This is a genomic window from uncultured Planktosalinus sp., from assembly GCF_963973675.1.
In the GTDB taxonomy this organism is placed as follows: Bacteria; Bacteroidota; Bacteroidia; order Flavobacteriales; family Flavobacteriaceae; genus Planktosalinus.
Window position 1 is genome coordinate 1 of sequence record NZ_CAXBAN010000260.1, and the last position, 3,971, is coordinate 3,971.

General features: G+C 34.7%; 5 protein-coding genes. All 5 read left to right on the plus strand.

Annotated features, from left to right (window positions below; all coding sequences use genetic code 11):
* The coding region (locus AACY61_RS10075; RefSeq protein ID WP_339611454.1) for a ribonuclease Z at positions 1–283 on the plus strand (283 nt) is incomplete at its 5' end.
* Positions 284–345: 62 nt separating this feature from the next.
* Complete coding sequence (locus AACY61_RS10080) at positions 346–1,251, plus strand: ribonuclease Z (protein ID WP_339611455.1); 906 nt, start codon at positions 346–348, stop codon at positions 1,249–1,251.
* Positions 1,252–1,319: 68 nt separating this feature from the next.
* Entirely contained in the window at positions 1,320–1,967 is a 648-nt protein-coding gene (gene pdxH / locus AACY61_RS10085) for a pyridoxamine 5'-phosphate oxidase (RefSeq protein WP_339611456.1), read from the plus strand.
* A 14-nt stretch (positions 1,968–1,981) separates the two neighbouring features.
* Positions 1,982–2,467: a histidine phosphatase family protein gene (locus AACY61_RS10090; RefSeq protein ID WP_339611457.1), complete on the plus strand. Its 486-nt coding sequence runs from the start codon at positions 1,982–1,984 to the stop codon at positions 2,465–2,467.
* Positions 2,467–3,971 (plus strand): polyphosphate kinase 1 (gene ppk1 / locus AACY61_RS10095; protein ID WP_339611458.1); only part of this gene is annotated, 1,505 nt, incomplete at its 3' end. The genes AACY61_RS10090 and ppk1, both read left to right, overlap by 1 nt.

A 3,971-nucleotide genomic window follows, 5' to 3' on the forward strand; every position in this document is an offset into this window, starting at 1 on the left:
TGTTGCTGAATTTGGAACATTTTTGGAATACATCATTCCCAAAGAATTTAAAAATGACAATGTGGTTGTCGATTTATTGAAATACAATCAACTCAGTTTACCGGAGTTACTTAATTTTCTAATCGTTTCCAATAAGCACAGAGCCAATAAGAAATCATTTGTAATTATAAATGAAGCCATAGACCCTGATGTGATTCCCGAAGAACTCATCGTTGTGCCCACCCTGCAGGAAGCCGAAGATGTTGTTGAACTAGAAGAGATTGAACGGGATTTAGGGTTTTGAAATTTTATTTCTAAACTTTAAAATGAAAATAACAAACATCGTACTATTTGAAATATAATTTTATGACTCTCACCATCCTAGGTTGCCATGCTGCTACTCCAAAAACTTTTCACAACCCTACATCACAGCTACTTGATTTAAGGGGCCATTTGTTTTTAATTGACTGTGGAGAAGGCACTCAGGTTTCACTTAGGAAATCAAAGGTAAAATTTGCACGTGTAAAGCACATTTTTATATCTCATCTGCATGGCGATCATTATTTTGGGCTTATCGGTTTGATATCTACCTTCACTTTGCTTGGGCGTGAAGCTGATTTAAACATTTATGGACCCAAAGGCATTAAGGAAATCATCACTTTGCAACTCAAGCTAGGCAAGGCTTGGACCAATTACAACCTCATTTTTCATGAACTAGATTCAAAATCACCCCAATTGCTTTTTGAAGATGAAATCGTAGAGGTGCAAAACATCCCTTTAGACCATCGGGTGTATACCAATGGCTTTTTGTTTCGGGAAAAACCCGGTGAACGTAAACTTAACCTTGAAGCTGCTGTTGCTGCAAAAATCGACAACAGCTATTTCAGGAAACTAAAAACTGGCGCCGATGTGACCAACCGTGAAGGCAAACTCATTTCCAATGAACGTGTTACATTTCCTCCAGACCCACCAAAAAGTTATGCTTTTTGTAGTGATACGGCTTTTTACCCTCAAATTATTCCTCAAATAAAAGGAGTTTCTACCTTATATCATGAGGCTACATTTCTGGAAGAACACTTTCACTTGTGTGAAAAAACCAAGCACAGCACCGCAAAACAAGCCGCGATGATTGCCCGCGATGCCGGGGTGAGTCAATTAATTTTAGGGCATTTTTCAACACGCTACAGCAATCTGGAACGGTATTTGGAAGAAGCCAAACCCATTTTTAAAAATATCCAGCTTGCTGAAGATTTTAAAGTGTTTGAAATTTAAGTGAATCTTTACATACACTTGTTTTAAATTCCTTCAAATTCCCGTAAATTGCATTTCATTTAATTTATATGCAAAACGATTTAAGCCATTACCGCAAAACTTATGAGAAAAAAGCACTACTGGAATCGACGGTAGATGCAAATCCGTTGCAACAATTCAGAACTTGGTTTTATGAGGCAGAACATTATGGAGTTTCAGATGAACCCAACGCTATGACTATTTCTACATTAGGAATAGATGGTTTTCCAAAAAGCAGGTTGGTTTTGCTCAAAAAGTACAACGAAGAAGGATTTGTTTTTTACACAAATTATGACAGTGAAAAAGGAAAGTCAATTATAGCAAACCCCAAAGTTTGTCTTTCTTTTTTTTGGCCAAGTATGGAACGTCAGGTTATTATCAAAGGAATTGCCGAAAAAGTTTCAGAAATTGATTCTGAAAATTATTTTCATTCCCGCCCACAAGGAAGTCAGCTAGGGGCTTTGGTGTCTAATCAAAGTAGTGTGATTGGATCTCGTGATGAACTAGAAAAGCAGCTTAAAGCGCTTGAAAAAAAGTATAACAATAAAGAAATTCCAAAACCCAAAAACTGGGGTGGTTTTTTAGTCAGGCCTCATTCTATTGAATTTTGGCAGGGAAGACCTAATAGGTTACACGACAGAATCAGGTATACATTAAATCCTGATTTTGAATGGAAAATTGAACGGCTGGCACCCTAATACCCAATAAAATTATGAAAACGTTATATATCACCAGGCACGCCAAGTCATCTTGGGAAGAAAACGTAGATGACCATAAAAGACCCCTCAATTCAAGAGGTAAACTGGATATTATTACTGTGTCAAACTATGTAACTTCCAATTTTAAAAAACCTGATTTAATCAAAACAAGTGATGCCAACCGGGCTCTTACCACAGCTCAACAATTCAAAAATGATTTTAACCTTCCAGACTCAAAATTTGAGATTCAACATTCAATGTATGACTTTACTGGTGAGCGGGTTATAAGGGCTATTGAAAATACTTCCAATGATGTTCAAATCTTAATGGTATTTGGTCATAATTATGGATTGACCCATTTAGTTAACAAATTAGGTAATGAGTATATTGATAATTTACCAACTTGCGGATTTGTTCAAATTGATTTTGATACTAACAGTTGGAAAAATTTATCTCAAGGAAATACCAAGTCTATGGTATTCCCAAAACACTTAAAATAATGACAAAAAATTATAATAACTATATAAACAGGGAACTAAGTTGGTTGCAGTTTAATGCACGCGTACTTCAGGAAGCTGAAGATGAAAGCGTTCCTTTGGCTGAACGTTTACGTTTTTTGGGTATATTTTCAAATAACCTGGACGAGTTCTTTAAAGTACGCTACGCTACTATAAAGAGAATTGACCTTGCGGGCAAAACAGGTAAAAGTGAATTGGGAGGATCAAGAGCAAAGGATTTACTTGAACAAATAACCAAAATTGTAATTGCTCAACAAGCTGAAAGCCTTGAAATTATTAGTACAATTCAAAATGAATTAAGAGCACATGGAGTTTATGTGATCAATGAAAATGAAATTACTGAATCTCAAAGTGAGTTTATCAAAGACTTTTTTATCCAAAAAGTGCGACCAGCATTAATGACAATTATTCTTAATGAAGTACATGAGTTTCCTGTTCTTAAAGATAGTGCAGCATACTTGGTAGTCAAAATGCAAATGAAAAAGGAGGATTCAGTTTTTAGTTCCAAAAAAGTTTATTCACTCATAGAAATACCAAAATCCATTGAACGTTTTGTAGTATTGCCACAGGAAGGAAATAAGCATTTTATTATTCTTCTTGATGACTTAATTAGACATTGTTTGCATTATATATTCAATATTTTCAACTATGAAAGTCTGCAAGCCCATATGATAAAAATCACCCGTGATGCAGAGTTGGATATTGACAGTGATTTGAGTAAAAGTTTTTTAGAAAAACTTTCAGAAAGTGTGAAAGACAGAAGAATTGGAGATCCTGTAAGATTTGTTTATGACAAACAAATAGATGAAGAAACTTTGGAGTTTTTATTACAAAAGATGGGAATTGAGGATACTGATAGTATCATTCCAGGTGGTAGATATCATAACAGGAGAGATTATATGAATTTTCCAGATGTAGGAATCAAACATTTATTTTATGAAAAACATCAGCCACTTCCGGTTCCTGGTCTTGTATTACAAGGAAGTTTATTAGAAAAAATTGCTGAAAAAGACTTTCTTCTTTATGCACCCTATCAGTCTTTTGCATATCTCATTAAGTTTTTACGGGAAGCAGCACTTGATCCCAAAGTAAAAAGTATAAAAATAACAATCTACAGACTTGCTGAAATATCAAACATTGCAAGTGCAATAATCAATGCAAAAAAAAACGGAAAAGATGTTACAGTGCAAATTGAGCTTCAGGCACGATTTGATGAAGAAGCAAATATTAGTTATGCAGAGCAAATGCAGTATGAAGGCGTTAAAGTTATTTTTGGAGTGCCCGGACTAAAAGTACATTGCAAAGCGTGTGTTATTGATCGTGTTGAAAAAGGAAAAGTTGTTAGATATGGATTTATAAGTACAGGTAATTTTAATGAATCTACAGCTAAAATTTACACTGATTACACACTTTTCACGTCTAACCAAAAAATATTGAAAGAAGTAAACAAGGTCTTTGAATTCTTTCAGGTAAACTATAAAGTAAA